We start from the raw sequence: 15,317 nt of genomic DNA on the forward strand, positions 1-15,317 counted from the left end.
ACGGTCCTGCCGTTCGTGGTGTCAGGCGGCCGTAGGCGGTGGGCGCCAGGCGGGCATGACGTCGTTCGGGCGGGCCGTCTTCGCCGGGTCACGCTCGACGAGTTCGCCGAGGACGGCGTCGATCCGCTCCATCAGCTCGTCGTCCAGCCGGACCGCGGCCGCACCGGCGGTCTCGGCGAGCTGCTCGGGTCGTGACGCACCGACGATCGCGCTGGCCACTGTCGGTCGGCGCAGCACCCACGCCACCGCCAACTGGGCCATCGTGCAGCCGGCGGCATCGGCGATCGACCGGAGCTGGCGGACCCGGGCGAGCAGCAGATCCGAGGAGTAGCGGGCGATGAACGACCCGCCGAAGCCGTCGGTGGCCCGGGAGTCGGCGGGCGGGCGCCGGCCGGGCTCGTACTTGCCGGTCAGCACGCCCATCGCGAGGGGCGCCCAGGCGAGCTGACCCAGCCCGAGTTCCGCGCTGGCGGGCACGACCTCCGCCTCCACCACCCGCCACAGCATCGAGTACTGCGGCTGGTTGGCGATGAACGGGACGTGCAGGTCGGCGGCGAGCCGCAGGCCCGCGCGCAGTTGCGGGGCGGTCCACTCGGAGGCGCCGACGTAGAGCACCTTGCCCTGGCGGACGAGGTCGGCGAAGGCGAGCATCGTCTCCTCCAGCGGCACGCTGTCGTCGTACCGGTGTGCCTGGTAGAGGTCGACGTAGTCGGTGCCCAGCCGGCCCAGCGAGGCGTGGCAGCTCTCGATGATGTGCTTGCGGGACAGCCCGGAGTCGTTGGCCCCCGACCCGACCGGCAGGAACACCTTCGTGCACAGCTCGATCGAGCTGCGCCGGACGCCGTTGAGCGCCTTGCCCAGCGCCAGCTCGGCCCGCCCCTGGGCGTACCGGTCCGCGGTGTCGAAGGTGGTGATGCCCGCTTCCAGGGCGGCGGCCACGCACGCGCCCGCCGCGTCGTCGTCGAGTTGGTTGCCGTGGGTGACCCAGTTGCCGTACGCGACCGCGCTGACGCGCAGACCCGACCGGCCCAGTTGCCTGTATTCCATGGCCAGGATCCTCAGGCGGTCGTGCGCTGTCGCCGAACCGTTCGAACGTGGTCGAATCTGTCGGTGATCGAGGTTCGGTTCACGCCTGACGATCTGAGTCGGGTCCGGTTCGTGCACTCGCCGCTTGCCGAGCTGGTGGCCAGTTCGTGGGCGCTGCGAAAGCCCGCCAAGTACTGGATGCACCGGCCCTGGCGGGAGCGTGCCGAGCGGCTGCTGCCCGGTGCCGGCCTGGAGCCGCTGCTGGCGGTGCTCACGCCGTCCAACGGGTACGTGCCGGACTTCCTCACTCCGATCGGGGCGGCCCCGAATCTGGCGGCCGAGCTACGGGCGGTCGCCGGCACCGACCCGAGGAGGGTGCGGCGGCAACTGGACCGGGCCGGTGCGCCCTGGCTGGCCCCGGCCGAGCTGGTCGCGCAGCTCCGTCGTTACTTCGCCCTGTTGATCGCGCCGGACTGGCCACGGCTGCGGGCGCTCGCGCTGGCCGACATCCGGCGCCGGACGCTCCTCGCCGCCGAGCAGGGCGGTCGCACCCTGCTCCGTGAGCTGCACCCGTCGATCCGTTGGGACGGCACGGCACTACGCGTCGCTGTCGGCACGACCCGGCCAGCCGAGGTGGCCGACTGCCCGTGGACGCTGCTGCCCACCTCCTTCGCCGGGCCGACGGTGCACGCGATCATGGAGGGTGACGCCGGGCCGGCCCTCTGCTATCCGCCCGTCGGGTTGGGCGGGCTGTGGACGTCGCCGCCGCCCAGCGCCGCGCTGGGCGCGCTGCTCGGCAGTACGCGGGCGGCGGCGTTGTCCCTGCTCGACACACCGCTGAGCACCGGAGAGGTGGCCGCGATGTTGGGTCTCGCGGCGGCGACCGCGTCGCACCACCTCACCACGCTGCGGGACAACGGCCTGATCGCCGGCGTACGGCAGGGGCGAGTGGTCCGCTATGCCCGAACCATCCTCGGTGACCAGCTCGTCGACTAGGCGTGTTTCATCAGGGCGGTCGTGCCGAGGCGGAGTCCGGGCGGCGATGAAACAGGCCTTAGCTCGCCCGTGATGTGGGATCCCGCACGTGGGCATTGGCTGGGGCTCCCGTGGTGTGGCAGCATGGTCGGCATGACCGCCGCTGTCGTCCGCCGCTTCGTGGCCCGTCGCCACGTCGATTACGGCCGCGTGCGCAGCGCGATCTGTCCGGCCAACTGACGACGCCCGATCAATCTGTCTCGGGCGCGCTCTGCGCCGGCTGTCTGAAGACACCGTTGTCCCGCCCGCTTCGCCGGGCCGGCCGCCGCGCCCCGCGCGTGCTTCGAGGCACAGCAGACAACGGAGGACGCCGCGATGGCGGTCGACAGCATCCCGGCCCGTTCCGAGGACCCGACGACCCGCCCGGCCCGGGCGCCGCGCCGGCCCCGGGGTGAGGGTCAGTGGGCGCTCGGCCACCGCGAGCCGCTCAACCCCAACGAGCGGATCAAGAAGGACGACGACCCGCTCAACGTTCGGGCCCGCATCGAGAACATCTACGCGCACGGCGGCTTCGCCTCGATCGACCCGCAGGATCTGCGTGGCCGGTTCCGCTGGTGGGGCCTCTACACGCAGCGCAAGGCGGGCATCGACGGCGGACGCACCGCCGTGCTGGAGCCGCACGAGTTGGAAGACGAGTTCTTCATGCTGCGGGTCCGCATCGACGGCGGCCAGCTCAGCCTGGCGCAGCTGCGGGTGGTCGCGGACATCTCCCGGGAGTTCGCCCGGGACACCGCCGACATCACCGACCGGCAGAACATCCAGTACCACTGGATCCGGGTCGAGGACATGCCGGAGATCTGGCGGCGGCTGGAGTCGGTCGGCCTGCAGACCACCGAGGCGTGCGGCGACTGCCCCCGGATCGTGCTGGGCAGCCCGGTCGCCGGGGTGGCCCGCGACGAACTGCTCGACCCGACCCCGGCGGTCGACGAGATCGTCGCCCGGTACGTCGGCGACAAGCAGTTCTCCAACCTGCCCCGCAAGTTCAAGACGTCCATCTCCTGGCTTGTCGACACCCCGTACGAGTCGAACGACATCGCGTTCCTCGGTGTCGACCACCCCGAGCACGGCCCCGGCTTCGACGTCTGGGTCGGCGGTGGTCTCTCCACAAACCCGATGCTGGCCCAGCGGCTCGGCGTCTGGGTGCCGGTGGCCGAGATTCCGGACGTGTGGGCCGGGGTGGTCGGCATCTTCCGCGACTACGGCTACCGCCGGCTGCGCAACCGGGCCCGGTTGAAGTTCCTGGTGGCCGACTGGGGAGTGGAACGCTTCCGCGAGGTCCTGGAGAAGGACTACCTCGGCCGCACCCTGCTCGACGGGCCGGCGCCGATCCTGCCGGCGAAGCCGGTCGACCACGTGGGCGTGCACGAGCAGGCCGACGGGCGGCACTACGTGGGCGCCGCCCCGGTGGTCGGGCGGGTCTCCGGCGGGCAGCTCGCCCAGCTTGCCGACGTGGTCGAGGCGCACGGCAGCGACCGGGTGCGGCTCACCCCGTACCAGAAGCTGCTGGTGCTCGACGTGCCGTCGGAGCGGACGGAGTCGCTTGTCGACGCGCTGCGGGACATTGGCCTGGAGGCCCGGCCGTCGGCCTGGCGGCGCGGCACCATGGCGTGCACCGGCATCGAATACTGCAAGCTGGCCATCGTCGAGACGAAGGCCCGCGGCGAGGAGTTGGTGGCCCGGCTGGAGCAGCGGCTGCGTGACTTCGACGCGGACATCTCGATCCACATCAACGGCTGCCCCAACGCCTGCGCCCGCACGCAGGTGGCCGACATCGGGCTCAAGGGCCAACTGGTGGTCGGCCCGGACGGCCGGCAGGTCGAGGGTTTCCAGGTGCACCTGGGCGGCGGGCTGGGCATGGCCCAGGGGCAGACCGCCGGTTTCGGCCGCAAGCTACGTGGCCTGAAGACCACCGCCGAAGAGCTTCCGGAGTACGTGGAACGGCTGGCCCGTCGCTACCTGGCCGGTCGGAGCGAGGGCGAGACGTTCGCCAACTGGGTGATCAGAGTCGACGAGGAGGCACTGCGGTGAGCAGCGAGAACCGAGCGGCACCTCTCTACTGCCCGTACTGCGGCGAGGAGGACCTGCGTCCGCACGAGGCGGGGCACGGTGCCTGGGAGTGCCACGCCTGCACCCGGGTCTTCTCGGTGAAGTTCACCGGGCTGCTCTCGCGGGCGGTGACCCGATGAGTCTCGTCTCCGCCGCGAGCCTGCGCCTGGTCGGGCCGGGTGCCTCGACCTCGGCCGACCCGTCCGGTCGCAGCCCGGAGGAGCTGCGGACGCTTGCCGAGCAGGCGGCCCGGGACCTGGAGGGCGCGCCGGCGCTGGAGATCGCCCGCTGGGCGGCGCAGACCTTCGGTGACCGGTTCTGCGTCACCAGCTCGATGGCCGACGCGGTGCTGGCGCACCTGGTGTCCCGGGTGGCGCCCGGGGTGGACGTGGTCTTCCTCGACACCGGCCTGCACTTCCCGGAGACGCTACGGGTCCGCGACGAGGTGGCCCGCACGCTCCCGGTGAACGTCCGGTCGATCCGGCCCCGGCTCACCGTCGGCCAGCAGGACGGCCAGTACGGGCCCCGGTTGTTCAACAAGTCGCCGGACGACTGCTGCCAGTTGCGCAAGGTGGAGCCGTTGGAGCGGGCGCTGTCCGGGTACGACGCCTGGGCCGCGGGCCTGCGCCGGGACGAGTCGCCGACCAGGGCCAACACGCCCGTGGTGACCTTCGACGCGCGGCGCGGCAAGGTGAAGGTCAACCCGATCGCGGCGTGGAAGCAGGCCGATGTGGACGCCTACATCGCCCGCTTCAACGTGCCGGTGAACGAGCTGTTCAAGCAGGGGTACGGGTCGATCGGCTGCTGGCCGTGCACCCGACGGACCAAGGCCGGCGAGGACGCGCGCGCCGGCCGGTGGGCCATGTTCGAGAAGACCGAGTGCGGACTGCACGTCTGACCTCGCCGGCGACCACCCCGACCGGCCCAGGTGCGGCCGGCGGGGCGGCCCCGGTGGTGCTTGTCGCACACGGCAGCCGGGATCCACGAGCGGCCGACGCCACCCGGGCACTCGCCCGGGCCGTGTCGGCGGCCCGGCCCGGCACACAGGTCTGGGCGAGTTGGCTGGACCACACCGAGCCGGGGCCGACCGAGGTGCTGCGCGGCCTGGCGGCGGCCGGTCACCGCCGGGCGGTGCTGGTGCCGCTGCTGCTGACCGCCGCGTACCACCATCGGGTGGACATTCCGGCGGCGGTCAGCGATGCGGTGCGGGCCGAGTCACCCCTGACGGTGCGGGTGACCGACGTGCTCGGCCCGGCGGACGGCACTGTCGATCCGGGGCTGCTGGCCGGGCTGCGTCGGCGGCTCGCCGAGGTGTGGCCGGGCCGCTTCGACGCGCTGGTGTTGGCCGCGGCGGGCACCCGGGACGCGCGGGCCCGCCGATCGGTGGGTCAGGCCGCGGACGCGCTCGGCGCGGAGTTCGGGGTGCCCTGTCGGGTGGCGTACGCCTCGGCGGCGCCACCGGCGGCCGGTGTGGCGGTGTCCCGGCTGCGGGCTGCCGGCGCACGGCGGGTCGCGGTGTCCGCGTACTTCCTGGCGCCGGGCCTGTTCCATGACGCGGTGACCGAGGCGGCTCGGGCGGCCGGCGCGGTGGCGGTGTCCGCCCCGTTGACCGACGCGCCGGAGCTGGTCGAGGTGGTGCTGCGCCGGGTCGATGACGAGTCGTCCGGCCACGTCGTGGCACCGGCCGGCTGAGGCGGGGGGCAGAAAGCGGAACGCCCCGGTGGGTGGACCCACCGGGGCGTACAGCGGTGTCGTTGGGTTCAGGCGGAGTGAGCGCGCAGCACGCGGAGGCCGCCGCGCCGCTTGACGGCCCGCCGTTCCTCTTCGCTCATCCCGCCCCAGACGCCGGCGTCCTGACCCGACTCGAGCGCCCACTGCAGGCACTGGTCGGTCACGGAGCAGCGCCTGCAGACGGCCTTTGCCTGCTCGACCTGCAGCAGAGCCGGTCCAGACGTCCCGATCGGGAAGAACAGCTCCGGGTCCTCGTCGCGGCAGACACTATGGTGACGCCAGTCCATGGCGGCAACACTCCTCATTCTGGATGGGTGGCGAACAATTGCTTGGTCGTGCTTTTCCTATATGCATCCGCAGTGCCGATGGTGACGGTTAGCGTCCGTCCATTCGGCAGTGCGTGAGCAGGCGTTCAGCGCCGGGGACCTGCTGGAACAGCTCAACCTGACGAGCATATCCAGGCAATGTCCCGGTAACTCAAGTTCGCTTGTGAATACTTTCACGAACAGTCGTGATGTCAAGGGTGACGCTCGGAAAAACTCCGGGCGGTGAGCAAGCCCACAGCCCCTTTGTCCGGTTTTCGGAGCTTTCCCGATTACCCGGTGTGCCACAGTCGAGGATCAATATAGTACAGTCCGCGTGACATTGCTGACATTTCCGGCACCTGCCCCTCGGTGTGGCGGTGACCAAGTCGATCGGTTGCGGCCACCGTGTCGACCTACGGCAGTACCCGAGACCTAGCAGATTACTCTCAGTGCGGCGGGAACGGAGGTGAATCTGACTTTCTCCCGCTCGCCGAGATAGTCGCCGTCTAGCTGAAACGCCTGCGGACGGCTGGAGAGCAGGGTGAACTCCGCCGTGTCATGGAGTCGTAACACCTGTCGACCGCGCGGATCAGGTTGCCGAGCCAGGAACTGAGTCACTGTCCGTGTTGTGCTAGCCACCCGGAGCTGACGCAACGCCAGCACATCCAGGCCGAGATCGAACGACGCCGCCGGGTTCGGGTTGACCTCCCGGTCGCCCAGGTACGTCCACGGTGCCGTGTTCTGGATGATGACGGTGGCCAGCTCCTCCTCGGCCGGCTCGTCCGGACGCTCCAGCACGATCGCCGGATGCCGCCGGTCCGAGGCGAAGAAATACTGGTTCATGATCGAGCGGAAATAGAGCGTCGGCGTGGACACCCGGCCCTTGCGCCGGGCCTGCTCGACCCGGTGGATGACCGCGGCGTCCAGGCCGAACCCCGCGCAGAAGGTGAAGTAGCGGTCGTCCGCGCGGCCCAGCCCGACCGTCCGGCTCCGGCCCAGCCGCAGCCCTTCGAGGATCATGCTGGTCGCCTCCGGCCACTCCCGGGGCAGACCCAACGCACGGGCGAACACGTTCGTCGAGCCGCCCGGCACGGTCGCCAGCGCCGGCAGCCGCTCGGCCATCGGCGCATCGCCGGCGCGGGGTGGTGGGTCGGCCGTCATCAGGCCGTTCACCACCTCGTTGACGGTGCCGTCGCCACCCAGGGTGACGACCAGGTCGACGCCCTCGGCCGCGGCCTCCCGAGCCAGCGCCATCGCGTGTCCGCGCCGCCGGGTGTAACGCACGCTGAGGTCGACTTCGCTGCGCAGCGCCCGGACAAGCACGTCCCGGCTGCGTTCGCTGGTGGTGGTGGCCTTTGGATTGACCACCAGGACGGCGTGCATGGGCGGCACTGTACCTCCCGGTAGCCCGGGTATCGTGGCGCGCGTGACCATCGACTCGGCCCCGTTTCCCGTCACGCTCCGCTGGGCGGTCCGGCTGCTGTGGGCGGAGGCGGCCGTCGTCGGGCTGATCGCGGCATGGCTGGTCTGGGCCGACCTCACGGCCACCACCACCGATCTGGCGTCGGCGTTGCTGGTGACCGCGTTCGCCATCGGAGCCGCGGTCGTGCTCTGGGTGCTGGGCCGGGCTCTGTCGCGCCGCAGGGCGGGCGCCCGCGCGCCCGCGATCGTGCTTCAGCTGATGCTGCTGCCGATCGGATGGTTCATGATTCAGGGCGGGTTGGGCTGGCTGGGCGTGCCGCTGATGGCGCTCGGCCTGGGTGTGGGCTGGCTGCTGGTCAGCCCTCCGACGACCCGGGCACTCGGCCTGCAGTGACCGACCCGGCGCGCCGAGCCGGTCAGTAGCCGCCGGAGCGGCGGGTGAGCAGCGCGATCGTGGCCCGACCGTCGACGGCCGTTGCGGATGCCGACGTCGTCAACGCGGTGAGCACCTTCCACGCGAAGGACGACTCGGCCGGCAGCGTGGCACCACGCACGGTCGGCACGGTCACCTCGACGGTCAACGCGTCCTCGGTGACCGCGAAGCGGCACTCCAACTCGGCGTCACGGGTGGCGATGGCGAGCAACATGGCGCACGCCTCGTCGACCGCGATCCGCAGATCCTCGATCTCGTCGAGCGCGAACTGCAACCGGGCCGCGAGACCCGCGGTGGCGGTGCGGAGCACGCCAAGGTAACCGCCGTCGGCGGGCACCGTGAGGTGCACCACATCGTCGTCGATCGCTGGCTGGCCAGTCAGTTGAGTCACGCCTCATCCCCCCGGTCGGGGACTCTACCCGGTCGGTCGTCCGCACGCGTGCCAGCGGTGGCGGCATGGCCGGCAAGCGTCCGCAGCGCGTCGCCACTGAGCCGATAGGGGACCCATTCGCTCATCTGCTCCGCGCCGATCGAGGCGTAGAACCCGGCGGCCGGGTTCCAGTCGATCATCCACCACTCCAGCCGCCGGTAGCCGCGTCGTACGCAGATCTCGGCCAGGGTGGCGAGCAGCAGTCGACCCGCCCCGGAGCCCCGGGCGGTCGGCCGAACGTAGAGATCCTCCAGGTAGATGCCGTGCACGCCGGCCCAGGTGGAGAAGTTGCGGAACCACAACGCGAAGCCGATCGGCTCGTCCCGCTCGTCGACCGCGACGTGACCGAAGAGCGCCGGTGCGGGCGACCGACCACTCCGGCTCGGCGCGTCCGACGTCACGCCGGGATCCGGGGCGGTCGGAAACAGGGCCGAGGTCAGCTGCTCGACGGTGAGGTGGCACTGGTCGGGGGCCCGTTCGTACTCCGCCAGCTCGTGCACCATGGCGACGACGGCCGGCACGTCCTCGGGACGTGCCGGCCGGATCGTCGGGATGACCGGAGAGGTCACGCCTTCTTGGTCTCCCAGAAGATCTTCGAGATCTCGTCGATCTTCGAGAGCAGCTTGTCGGCGGTGGCCGGGTCGAGGCTGCCCTTGACGCCACCGGCGCCGGCGAGCTTGGTGGCCTCGTTGAACAGGCTGTGCAGGTTCGGGTACTTCTCGAAGTGCGGCGGCTTGAAGTAGTCGGTCCAGAGCACCCAGAGGTGGTGCTTGACCAGCTCGGCGCGCTGCTCCTTGATGATGATGGCGCGGGTGCGGAACTCCGGGTCGGTGTTCGCCTGGTACTTCTCGCAGATCATTTTGACCGATTCGGCCTCGATCCGAGCCTGAGCCGGGTCGTAGACACCACACGGCAGGTCGCAGTGTGCGCTCGCGGTGACGCGGGGCGCGAGGATGCGCGGAAATCGCATCAGGATCCTCCATGGGAAGTTTGCGATGATCAAAGGCGACATTACTCCTGGGGATGCTTTCCGAACGGACGGAGGTGAAACCCGTGGGTGCCGATCACCCGCCTGAGGTGTCGCCGTTGCGCGGACCGTTGACCGCTGTCCTGGTGGTCGGCCCGTCCATGGCGCCGACGTTGCGGCACGGCGATTCGGTGCTGGTCCGCCCCGGCGGCCGCCGGATCCGACCCGGAGACGTGGTGGTCGCGGTCTTCCGGACCCGTCCCGACCTGCTGGTGGTGAAGCGGGCGGTCCGGCAGCAGGACGGGGGCTGGTGGCTGCGCGGCGACAACGAGCTGGTCACCGACGACTCCCGGGCGTACGGGGTCGCCGACGTACGGGGGCGGGTGGTGATCCGCTACTGGCCGCGCCCCGGTCGGGTACGTCGTCACCGGTTATGACCCCGCTCACATCCGGGTGGGGGTGTCGACACTATGCTCGGAAGTGCTCGGGTGACCCCCCGTACCGCGTGCCACCGCTCGCCGCCCACCTCGCGGCCAGGCCCGGCCGCCTCACATCTGCTCGACAGATCCTGGAGTCACCACCATGTCTTCGTCCACCGTGGACCCCGCCGATCCCGTCTTCCTGCTGCACCGGGGCGGCAAGATGGCCGTCACGTCGACAGTGCCGCTGACCAGCCGGGAGGACCTCTCCCTGGCGTACACCCCGGGGGTGGCCCGGGTGTGCGAGGCGATCGCGGCCGACCCCGCCCTGGTGGACGACTACACCTGGGTGTCGCACACCGTCGCGGTGGTCACCGACGGCTCGGCGGTGCTCGGGCTCGGCAACATCGGCCCACGTGCCGCGCTGCCGGTGATGGAGGGCAAGGCGGTGTTGTTCAAGCAGTTCGGCGGGGTGGACGCCGTGCCGGTCTGCCTGGACACGCAGGACGCCGACGAGATCGTCGCCGTGGTCCGGGCGCTGGCCCCCTCGTTCGGCGGGATCAACCTGGAGGACATCAGCGCGCCGCGCTGCTTCGAGATCGAGCGCCGGCTCGACGAGGCGCTGGACATCCCGGTCTTCCACGACGACCAGCACGGCACCGCGATCGTGGTGCTCGCCGCGCTGCGCAACGCCGCCACCCTGCTCGACCGCAAGCTCGGCGACCTGCGGGTCGCCGTCAGCGGTGCGGGCGCGGCCGGCGTGGCCGTGACGAAGATGCTGATCGCCGGAGGCGTCAACCCCGACCAGGTGGTGGTCTGCGACTCCAAGGGCATCATCGGCCGGCACCGCACCGAGCTGACCGGCACCAAGGCCGAGTTGGCGGCGACCACGAACGCGGACGGCCGCCACGGCGACATCACCGAGGCGCTGCGCGACGCGGACGTGCTGATCGGGGTCTCCGGCGGGCAGATCCCCGAAGCGGCGGTGGCGGGGATGGCACCCGGCGGCATCGTGTTCGCGCTGGCCAACCCGACCCCCGAGGTGCACCCCGAGGTCGCCGCCCGGCATGTCGCGGTGGTCGCCACCGGGCGCAGTGACTACCCCAACCAGATCAACAACGTGCTGGCCTTCCCCGGGGTGTTCCGCGGGGCGCTCGATGCCGGCGCGACCCGGATCACCGAGGCGATGAAGGTCGCCGCCGCGGACGCCATCGCCGGCGTGGTGGCCGAGTCGCTGACCGTCGACGCGATCGTCCCCTCGCCGCTCGACCCGCGCGTCGCGCCGGCCGTCGCCGAGGCGGTCGCCGAAGCCGCCCGCCGCGACGGCGTCGCCCGCCGCTAGCCCGCCTGTGCGCCCGCCTGGGCCGGTGCGCTGCCTGCGGTAGGTACGCCGGCCTGGGCCGGGGGCGCACGGGCGCGGCGTGCGTCGCGCGCCTTCTTAACGGGCGCTCAGCTTGTTACCGTGCCGATCATGCGTGCCGCCTTTGCCTCCCGCTTCAATGACGCCGATCCGCTCGCCGCCCTCACCGTCGGTGAGCGGCCCGAGCCGACGCCCCCGGCCGACGACTGGGTGACCGTGCGGTTGCGGGCCACCTCGCTCAACCACCACGACCTCTGGTCGCTGCGCGGAGTGGGGCTCACCGAGGCCCAACTGCCGATGATCCTCGGCTGCGACGCGGTGGGGCTGGACCCGGAGGGCCGCCCGGTGGTCGTGTACCCGGTGGTCGTCACTCCGGGTGACCCACGCGGGGTCTCCATCCTCTCCGAGCACTTCGCGGGAACCCTCGCCGAGCGGGTCGCCGTACCCCGATCGAACCTGATCCCGCTGCCCGACGGCATGGCGGCGACCGACGCGGCGTGCCTGCCCACGGCCTGGCTGACCGCGTGGCGGATGTTGACCACCAAGGGCCGCGTCGCGGACGCCGACAGCGTGCTGGTCCAGGGCGCGGGCGGCGGCGTCGCCACCGCGGCCGTCGCGCTCGCCGTCGCGATGGGCAAGCGGGTGTACGCGACGAGCCGCGACGCCGGCAAGCGGGACCGGATCTCGGCTCTCGGCGCCACCGCCGTGGAACCCGGTGCCCGGCTGCCGGAACGCGTCGACGTGGTGATCGAGACGGTGGGCGCGGCCACCTTCGACCACTCGCTGAAGTCGGCCGCCCCGATGGCCCGGATCGTGGTCTCCGGCGCGACCGCCGGGCACGAGCCGTCGGTCAACCTGCGTCGGGTCTTCGCGATGCAGTTGGAGATCCTGGGCACCTCGATGGGCACGCCGGGCGAGCTGTACGAGCTGCTGGCGTTCTGCTCCGACAACGAGGTGCGCCCGGTGGTGGACAGCGTCGTCCCGTTCAGCCGGGTCGAGGACGCCTTCGCCCGCCTGCACTCCGGCGACGCCTTCGGCAAGGTCGTCATCGACCACACCGCCTGACGCGGCCTCCATGATCCGCGCAACATCGGGGAAACTGCTGCCTCGGGCCGCGCTGAGGCAGCATCATCCCTGATGTTGCGCGGATCTTCGCCCTGGTCGGCCGGCCCGCCCGCTCAGAGGTGGTCGTCGAAGGTGGCGATATCACCGCGGGTCGCGTCGGTGGGGATGCGCTTCTTGGCCGCCGCGTCGCCGTAGAGCGACCAGCGCAGGAACTCGACCGACGTGTCCGACACGACCCGCAGCGCGGCCTTGTCCTTGAGCATCGTCCGACCGTGGTCGCCCTTCGGCAGGCTCAGCATCGCCTTGGGCCAGGGCACCTTGTCGTACGCGGCCTTGCCCGCCGCGTACTCGACCACCTCGTCCAGCTCACCGTGCACGAACAGTTGCGGGGCGGCCGCGCCGGCGAACGCGGTGCCCACGCCGAGCGCCGTGCCCGCGAACACCACGCCCGCGTCCAGCCGCTCGTCCCGGGCGACGGTGAACAGCCCGATGGTGGTCACTCCGCCCGCCGAGTGCCCGGCGGCGGCCACCCGCTCGCCGTCCAACCGGCCCCGCAACGGGTCGTCGGCCGTGGTGCCCAGCGCGAGCACCCGGTCCAACACGTACGACACGTCGGCCGGCTGGTTGAGCACGTCGAGGACGTTCTTGTCCGCGCCCTTCGAGGTGTGCGGGAAGGCCGGCGCGGCGACCACGAATCCGGCCGCCGCCCACCGGGTCAGCAGCGTGGCGTAGTCGTCCGGTCGACCGCCCAGGCCGTGACTGAACATCACCACCGGAAACCGGCCCTCGGCCGCCGCCGCCGGCCGCCTGGCCGCGCCGCCGGACTGCCCGGCCGCCGGGTACCAGAGCGTCGTCGGCAGCGCACGGCCGTTCCGGTCCAGCTTCAGTTGGCGTACGCCGACCGCGAAGGTGCGCTGCGGGGCCCGGCCGGCGGGGACCTGCGGTGTCGGCGTGGCGGCGGCCTTCGGCTCGACGGGTGGTGCCGCCCCGCGCTGGCTCGGGCGGGTCTGCGTTGAGCAGCCGACCAGACCGGCCAGGAGGACGGCGCTGGCCAGCAGTGCGGGAGTGACGCGACGCGACATGTTTCCGATTGTGCCCCGACCGGCAGGGGTGCTCGGCGGGCATTGACGCGTTGTGTCCTTCGGGTCATTGAGTGTGCTGCCCGCTCAGGCCGCGGCACGGTCGGCGAGCGGGCGGCGTCGGCGTGCGATGTCCGTGAGTGCGCGCACCGGGAAGGCGGCATTGGGGTTGTACCGGTTCGTGCCGGGCGGCACGATCTCGTCGATCCGGTCGAGGGTCGCGTCGTCCAGGGTGAGCGTGGCGCCCTTGAGCAGATCGTCCAGTTGCGGCATGGTGCGCGGTCCGATGATCGCCGAGGTGACGGCCGGATGGGCCACGGTGAAGGCGATGGCGAGCTGCGGAAGCGTGCAGCCGATGCTCGCCGCGAGGTCGACGAGCTGTTCGACGGCGTCGAGCTTCGCGGCGTTCTCGGCGATGGTGGGATCGAACTGCGCTGGCCGCAGGGCGGCCCGCCCGGTCGACAGGTCGACGGGCTGGTCCCTGCGGTACTTCCCGCTGAGAAACCCGAACGCCAGCGGGCTCCAGACCAGCACCCCCATGCCGTAGCGCTGGCAGACCGGCAGGGTCGAGGCCTCGACGCCGCGGGCCAGGATCGAGTACGGCGGCTGCTCGGTGCGCAGGCGGCCGAGGCCGCGACGCTCGGAGACCTGGTGCGCCTCGACGATCTCCTCGGCGGGGAACGTCGAGCAGCCGAACGCGCGGATCTTGCCCTCGCGGACGAGGTCGGTGAGCACCGAGAGCGTCTCCTCGATGTCGGTCGAGGGGTCGGGGCGGTGGATCTGGTAGAGGTCGATCCAGTCGGTGTCCAACCGCCGGAGGCTCCCCTCGACCGCCTTGAGGATCCACCGCCGCGAGTTGCCACCCTGGTTGGGGCCCTCGCCCATCGGGAAGTGCGCCTTGGTGGCGAGCACGACGTCGTCGCGGCGCCCGCGCAGCGCCTTGCCCACGATCTGTTCGGACTCGCCCCGGCCGTACATGTCGGCGGTGTCGATGACGTTGATGCCCTGGTCGAGGGCGGTGTGGACGATGCGGGCGCAGTCGTCGTGGTCGGGGTTGCCGACGGCGCCGAACATCATGGTCCCGAGGCAGTGGGTGCTGACCTCGATGCCGGTGCCGCCGAGGGTGCGATAGCGCATGACGATGCTCTCCCAGGTGGTCGATTGGTGATCACCTGGCACGGTAGGAGCTGGAGTCGGCTCTAGGTCAACCCCCGTTACCCTGCTCGGCATGGGTGAGGTCACCGCGGGTCTGAGCATCGGACAGGTCGCCGAGCGCACCGGCTTGAGCGTGCACGCGCTCCGCTTCTACGAGCAGCAGGGCGTCTTCGTCAGCCCCGTACGCCGGGGGTCCACCGGACGTCGCGTCTACAGCCAGGACGACGTGGACTGGCTCACCGTCTGCATCATCCTCCGCGCCTCCGGCATGCCGCTGCCGGCGCTTCGCCGCTACACCGAACTCGTCCGCGAAGGCGCGGGCAACGAGGAGGAACGGCTCGCGCTCATGCGTGAGCACCACGTGCGCGTCACGGACCAGATCAGTCGGCTCACCCAGAGCCTGGACCTGATCACCTTCAAGGTCGGGGTGTACGAGGATCTGCTCGACGGGAACGGGCCGGCGTGATCCGGCGGGGCGTCCATGCCCGAGCGTGCCCGACGACCCCGCCGTCCGGCCCGGCTCTGCCCGCCACCCGGTCGGGCGCGCTCCGCCGGCCGGCTCGACCTGGTCCGACGGCGGAGGCGGGGTCGGTGCTCCGGAAGCGGCTTCGCTAGGGTCACCGGCATGCCTGAGAACTACACCGACCCCAGTGGCAACACCGAGGCGTTCCGCGCGTTCAACCAGACCCCGGAGGCCGCCGCGCCGGCGGAGTCGCCGTCCCGCCTGCCGCTGATCATCGGCGCGGCGGTCGTGGTTGTCGTGCTCGTCGCCCTCGTCGTCTGGCTCGCGAGCTGAGCGTGCCGGACCGGGCCGACCCGGCGGCTCACCACCGCTGATCCCACC

General features: G+C 71.5%; 19 protein-coding genes. 11 read left to right on the top strand and 8 right to left on the bottom strand.

Going from position 1 to position 15,317, the window contains the following annotated elements; genetic code table 11:
- Positions 1-21: 21 nt before the first annotated feature.
- Positions 22-1,047, bottom strand: a complete 1,026-nt coding sequence (locus ACLQ29_RS04935; RefSeq protein ID WP_425770405.1) for an aldo/keto reductase family protein — start codon at positions 1,045-1,047, stop codon at positions 22-24.
- A gap of 63 nt (positions 1,048-1,110) precedes the next feature.
- Here ACLQ29_RS04935 and ACLQ29_RS04940 point away from each other — a divergent pair, with 63 nt between their 5' ends.
- The 5 genes from ACLQ29_RS04940 to ACLQ29_RS04960 all read left to right on the top strand — a co-directional run bounded on the left by ACLQ29_RS04940 (position 1,111) and on the right by ACLQ29_RS04960 (position 5,799).
- The gene (locus ACLQ29_RS04940) at positions 1,111-2,022 is read left to right on the top strand and encodes a helix-turn-helix domain-containing protein (protein ID WP_425770406.1); all 912 of its coding nucleotides are present in this window, start codon (positions 1,111-1,113) and stop codon (positions 2,020-2,022) included.
- A 354-nt stretch (positions 2,023-2,376) separates the two neighbouring features.
- Positions 2,377-4,089, top strand: a complete 1,713-nt coding sequence (locus ACLQ29_RS04945; protein WP_425770407.1) for a nitrite/sulfite reductase — start codon at positions 2,377-2,379, stop codon at positions 4,087-4,089.
- Positions 4,086-4,247 (top strand): hypothetical protein, encoded by a 162-nt coding sequence (locus ACLQ29_RS04950; RefSeq protein WP_167393614.1) that lies wholly within the window; start codon positions 4,086-4,088, stop codon positions 4,245-4,247. The genes ACLQ29_RS04945 and ACLQ29_RS04950 overlap by 4 nt, the downstream gene beginning before the upstream one ends.
- Positions 4,244-5,005 (top strand): phosphoadenylyl-sulfate reductase, encoded by a 762-nt coding sequence (locus ACLQ29_RS04955; protein WP_425770409.1) that lies wholly within the window; start codon positions 4,244-4,246, stop codon positions 5,003-5,005. Before ACLQ29_RS04950 ends, ACLQ29_RS04955 begins: the two co-directional genes overlap by 4 nt.
- Positions 4,987-5,799 carry a sirohydrochlorin chelatase gene (locus tag ACLQ29_RS04960; RefSeq protein ID WP_425770410.1) on the top strand — a complete coding sequence of 271 codons (813 nt, stop codon included), beginning with the start codon at positions 4,987-4,989 and terminating at the stop codon, positions 5,797-5,799. Before ACLQ29_RS04955 ends, ACLQ29_RS04960 begins: the two co-directional genes overlap by 19 nt.
- A 68-nt stretch (positions 5,800-5,867) precedes the next feature.
- Here the strand turns inward: ACLQ29_RS04960 and ACLQ29_RS04965 are convergent, their stop codons facing one another.
- Together ACLQ29_RS04965 and ACLQ29_RS04970 are read right to left on the bottom strand one after the other, a co-directional pair.
- Entirely contained in the window at positions 5,868-6,125 is a 258-nt protein-coding gene (locus ACLQ29_RS04965; protein ID WP_088950012.1) for a WhiB family transcriptional regulator, read from the bottom strand.
- 450 nt (positions 6,126-6,575) lie between these two features.
- On the bottom strand, positions 6,576-7,526 hold the full coding sequence (locus ACLQ29_RS04970; RefSeq protein ID WP_425770411.1) for a diacylglycerol/lipid kinase family protein: 951 nt from the start codon (positions 7,524-7,526) through the stop codon (positions 6,576-6,578).
- On the opposite strand from ACLQ29_RS04970, the gene ACLQ29_RS04975 reads away from it, so the two are divergent.
- A complete protein-coding gene (locus tag ACLQ29_RS04975) occupies positions 7,525-7,959 on the top strand; it encodes a hypothetical protein (RefSeq protein ID WP_425770412.1) in 435 nt (144 codons plus the stop codon). The two genes, ACLQ29_RS04970 and ACLQ29_RS04975, sit on opposite strands and share 2 nt — an antisense overlap.
- Before the next feature lie 22 nt (positions 7,960-7,981).
- Here the strand turns inward: ACLQ29_RS04975 and ACLQ29_RS04980 are convergent, their stop codons facing one another.
- The 3 genes from ACLQ29_RS04980 to sodN are packed head-to-tail and all read right to left on the bottom strand — an operon-like array spanning position 7,982 to position 9,398.
- Positions 7,982-8,389 carry an ATP-binding protein gene (locus ACLQ29_RS04980; protein WP_357806177.1) on the bottom strand — a complete coding sequence of 136 codons (408 nt, stop codon included), beginning with the start codon at positions 8,387-8,389 and terminating at the stop codon, positions 7,982-7,984.
- Positions 8,386-8,997 carry a GNAT family N-acetyltransferase gene (locus ACLQ29_RS04985; protein WP_425770413.1) on the bottom strand — a complete coding sequence of 204 codons (612 nt, stop codon included), beginning with the start codon at positions 8,995-8,997 and terminating at the stop codon, positions 8,386-8,388. The genes ACLQ29_RS04980 and ACLQ29_RS04985 overlap by 4 nt, the downstream gene beginning before the upstream one ends.
- Positions 8,994-9,398: a superoxide dismutase, Ni gene (gene sodN / locus ACLQ29_RS04990; protein ID WP_357377472.1), complete on the bottom strand. Its 405-nt coding sequence runs from the start codon at positions 9,396-9,398 to the stop codon at positions 8,994-8,996. The genes ACLQ29_RS04985 and sodN overlap by 4 nt, the downstream gene beginning before the upstream one ends.
- Before the next feature lie 53 nt (positions 9,399-9,451).
- Between sodN and ACLQ29_RS04995 the strand changes: the two genes are divergently transcribed.
- From ACLQ29_RS04995 to ACLQ29_RS05005, 3 genes are all read left to right on the top strand, one after another.
- Positions 9,452-9,832 (top strand): S24 family peptidase, encoded by a 381-nt coding sequence (locus tag ACLQ29_RS04995; RefSeq protein WP_425770414.1) that lies wholly within the window; start codon positions 9,452-9,454, stop codon positions 9,830-9,832.
- A gap of 145 nt (positions 9,833-9,977) precedes the next feature.
- Positions 9,978-11,156, top strand: coding sequence for an NAD(P)-dependent malic enzyme (locus tag ACLQ29_RS05000; protein ID WP_425758855.1), 1,179 nt, complete (start codon positions 9,978-9,980; stop codon positions 11,154-11,156).
- 120 nt (positions 11,157-11,276) lie between these two features.
- Entirely contained in the window at positions 11,277-12,239 is a 963-nt protein-coding gene (locus ACLQ29_RS05005) for a zinc-binding dehydrogenase (protein ID WP_393371926.1), read from the top strand.
- 113 nt (positions 12,240-12,352) lie between these two features.
- On the opposite strand, the gene ACLQ29_RS05010 is transcribed toward ACLQ29_RS05005, so the two are convergent.
- Positions 12,353-13,321 (bottom strand): alpha/beta hydrolase family protein, encoded by a 969-nt coding sequence (locus ACLQ29_RS05010; protein WP_425770415.1) that lies wholly within the window; start codon positions 13,319-13,321, stop codon positions 12,353-12,355.
- Positions 13,322-13,405: 84 nt separating this feature from the next.
- Entirely contained in the window at positions 13,406-14,455 is a 1,050-nt protein-coding gene (locus ACLQ29_RS05015; protein WP_425770416.1) for an aldo/keto reductase, read from the bottom strand.
- Positions 14,456-14,546: 91 nt separating this feature from the next.
- Between ACLQ29_RS05015 and ACLQ29_RS05020 the strand changes: the two genes are divergently transcribed.
- The gene (locus ACLQ29_RS05020) at positions 14,547-14,939 is read left to right on the top strand and encodes a MerR family transcriptional regulator (RefSeq protein ID WP_425770417.1); all 393 of its coding nucleotides are present in this window, start codon (positions 14,547-14,549) and stop codon (positions 14,937-14,939) included.
- A 159-nt stretch (positions 14,940-15,098) separates the two neighbouring features.
- Complete coding sequence (locus ACLQ29_RS05025; RefSeq protein WP_393371915.1) at positions 15,099-15,269, top strand: hypothetical protein; 171 nt, start codon at positions 15,099-15,101, stop codon at positions 15,267-15,269.
- The last annotated feature ends 48 nt before the right edge of the window (positions 15,270-15,317 follow it).

The sequence above is a fragment of the Micromonospora sp. DT228 genome, assembly GCF_049841595.1.
Taxonomy (GTDB): domain Bacteria; phylum Actinomycetota; class Actinomycetes; order Mycobacteriales; family Micromonosporaceae; genus Micromonospora.

What these genes read in the sequence shown, in the direction of transcription:
- ACLQ29_RS04935 (WP_425770405.1), bottom strand. Translation starts at nt 1,047, where the DNA reads ATGGAATACAGGCAACTGGGCCGGTCGGGTCTGCGCGTCAGCGCGGTC.
- ACLQ29_RS04945 (WP_425770407.1), top strand. Translation starts at nt 2,377, where the DNA reads ATGGCGGTCGACAGCATCCCGGCCCGTTCCGAGGACCCGACGACCCGC.
- ACLQ29_RS04955 (WP_425770409.1), top strand. Translation starts at nt 4,244, where the DNA reads ATGAGTCTCGTCTCCGCCGCGAGCCTGCGCCTGGTCGGGCCGGGTGCC.
- ACLQ29_RS04965 (WP_088950012.1), bottom strand. Translation starts at nt 6,125, where the DNA reads ATGGACTGGCGTCACCATAGTGTCTGCCGCGACGAGGACCCGGAGCTG.
- ACLQ29_RS04975 (WP_425770412.1), top strand. Translation starts at nt 7,525, where the DNA reads ATGGGCGGCACTGTACCTCCCGGTAGCCCGGGTATCGTGGCGCGCGTG.
- ACLQ29_RS04970 (WP_425770411.1), bottom strand. Translation starts at nt 7,526, where the DNA reads ATGCACGCCGTCCTGGTGGTCAATCCAAAGGCCACCACCACCAGCGAA.
- sodN (WP_357377472.1), bottom strand. Translation starts at nt 9,398, where the DNA reads ATGCGATTTCCGCGCATCCTCGCGCCCCGCGTCACCGCGAGCGCACAC.
- ACLQ29_RS04995 (WP_425770414.1), top strand. Translation starts at nt 9,452, where the DNA reads ATGCTTTCCGAACGGACGGAGGTGAAACCCGTGGGTGCCGATCACCCG.
- ACLQ29_RS05000 (WP_425758855.1), top strand. Translation starts at nt 9,978, where the DNA reads ATGTCTTCGTCCACCGTGGACCCCGCCGATCCCGTCTTCCTGCTGCAC.
- ACLQ29_RS05010 (WP_425770415.1), bottom strand. Translation starts at nt 13,321, where the DNA reads ATGTCGCGTCGCGTCACTCCCGCACTGCTGGCCAGCGCCGTCCTCCTG.
- ACLQ29_RS05015 (WP_425770416.1), bottom strand. Translation starts at nt 14,455, where the DNA reads ATGCGCTATCGCACCCTCGGCGGCACCGGCATCGAGGTCAGCACCCAC.
- ACLQ29_RS05020 (WP_425770417.1), top strand. Translation starts at nt 14,547, where the DNA reads ATGGGTGAGGTCACCGCGGGTCTGAGCATCGGACAGGTCGCCGAGCGC.
- ACLQ29_RS05025 (WP_393371915.1), top strand. Translation starts at nt 15,099, where the DNA reads ATGCCTGAGAACTACACCGACCCCAGTGGCAACACCGAGGCGTTCCGC.